The sequence below is a fragment of the Pseudoruegeria sp. SK021 genome, assembly GCF_002119405.1.
Lineage (GTDB): Bacteria > Pseudomonadota > Alphaproteobacteria > Rhodobacterales > Rhodobacteraceae > Meridianimarinicoccus.
The window spans coordinates 1-1,801 of the sequence record NZ_MTBG01000094.1; the positions used below are offsets into that span (position 1 = coordinate 1).

2 protein-coding genes are annotated in these 1,801 nt (G+C 60.0%); both read right to left on the reverse strand.

The features are described from left to right. Positions 1-348 precede the first annotated feature (348 nt). On the reverse strand, positions 349-1,557 hold the full coding sequence (locus tag BV911_RS18695) for an IS91 family transposase (RefSeq protein ID WP_086055039.1): 1,209 nt from the start codon (positions 1,555-1,557) through the stop codon (positions 349-351). Between the two features lie 6 nt (positions 1,558-1,563). Continuing rightward, a partial coding sequence (locus tag BV911_RS18700; protein ID WP_168184150.1) for a tyrosine-type recombinase/integrase occupies positions 1,564-1,801 on the reverse strand: 238 nt, incomplete at its 5' end.

The following is a 1,801-nucleotide window of genomic DNA, read 5'->3' on the forward strand; positions in this document are numbered from 1 at the left end:
GATGCAGGTTTCTCGGACGCCTTGCGCGTCGTTTGAGTGACGCGGATCGTTGCTTGGCGTCGGAGAAGCGCTCAAGCGGGAAATCGCGGGGTGGGGCTTGGTGGGGCGTTTGTTGCTATGGGGATTTGGGCAGTGGGCTTGCCTCGGATCTGATCTGACAGACTCGTTGAACGGGTCCCCTCAGGCTAAGCGCGGGGTCGGCCTTGCAAGCATTTGGACCACATCCGCGGTATTTTGTTGGTGTCATCAACTTTTGCCGCGTCGACAACTGGATCATCGCACAATGATGGGTTCGCAGGTGACATCGTCTGCGGCTGAGGGTGTTGTCGGTCCTGTGTTGCGCACGCGTCATGCTGCAGCCCTCTGTGGTTTTGGCGGTGCTCTGGAATGCTGTGCTGGTGCGATTGTCTCGACGATGATCAACTGCCCGCCGCAACATGGGCAAGGCAGGGCGAGGGTGCGGGGCGGCTTATCGGCATCGTCGGGGCTGGCGTCGTTGATGTGCTGATGATCTGGCGCTTTGGCCCCGAGCAGCTGCCTGATCCTGGCGATATTGCTGGCACGGTTGCCGTTTCCAAAGAACCCGTAGTGGCGGATGCGGTGCTGGCCTTTGGGCAGGACGTGGATCAGGAACCGGCGGATGAACTCTGACGTAGCCAGCGTCATGGTGGTGTGGCGGCCCACGCCTTTGCGGCGGTAGTCTTTGACGCGGAAGGTGACGCCGTGGCCGTTCATGCGGATCAGGCGGCTGTTGGATATTGCAACGCGATGCGTGTAGCGCGACAGATACGCCAGCACGGCTTTAGGTCCGGCGAAGGGTTCCTTGGCGTAGACGACCCAATCGATTTTGCGCAGGGGTTTGAGAAAGGCGTCGAAAGCGGCCTTGTCGGCGAGGCCTGTGTGTTCACCGAAGAACTGCAAGTTTCCAGCCTTATGCAACTTGGCCAACCCTTCCAAGATAAGGCGGCGGTACAGACGGGATAGGACCCGGACGGACAGGAAGAAGTTCTTGCGGCAGGCGATCCAGTTTGCGCCATCCGTAGACAAGCCCCCGCCTGGTACAATCATATGCACATGCGGGTGGTGCGTCATAGCAGATCCCCAGGTGTGCAAAACCGACGTGATCCCAACCCGCGCGCCGAGATGCTTGGGATCGGCGGCGATCTTGATTACCGTGTCCGCGCTCGCCCGCATCAGCAAGTTGTAGATCTCGCGTTTGTTCTGATGCGCGATGTCGGCAACCTGTTTGGGCAGAGTGAAGACGAGGTGGAAATACCGCACGGGCAGCAGTTCGGCCTCCCGCGCTGCCAGCCATGCTTTTGCGGCCGTGGATTGGCATTTGGGGCAATGGCGGTTGCGGCATGAATTGTACGCGATGTGCTCATGCGCGCAGTCAGCGCAGCGCGCGACGTGTCCGCCAAGTAACGCTGTTCGGCAGTACTCGATTGCCGACATCACCTTCAATTGTGTCAGGCTGATGTGTCCCGCGTTCGTCGCACGCCACGCAGCACCATGGGCGCAGAAAATATCCGCAACCTCCAGCTTTGACCGAGGCAAGGCGGCTTACGAAGCGCCTCTCTTGCCCTTCTTGCGCTTGGCTTGGTTCAGGTCGTCCAGCGGGCTGTCCACCGCCGCGATCATGCCGGTTGCCACGCTGGCATAACGCGCTGTTGTCGTCAGTTTTGTATGGCCCAACAGAGCCTGGATCACCCTGATATCGACGCCGCGTTCCAGCAGGTGGGTGGCAAAACTATGCCTTAACGTGTGCAGCGTGACCGGTTTTGTGATCCCAGCTTCCCGC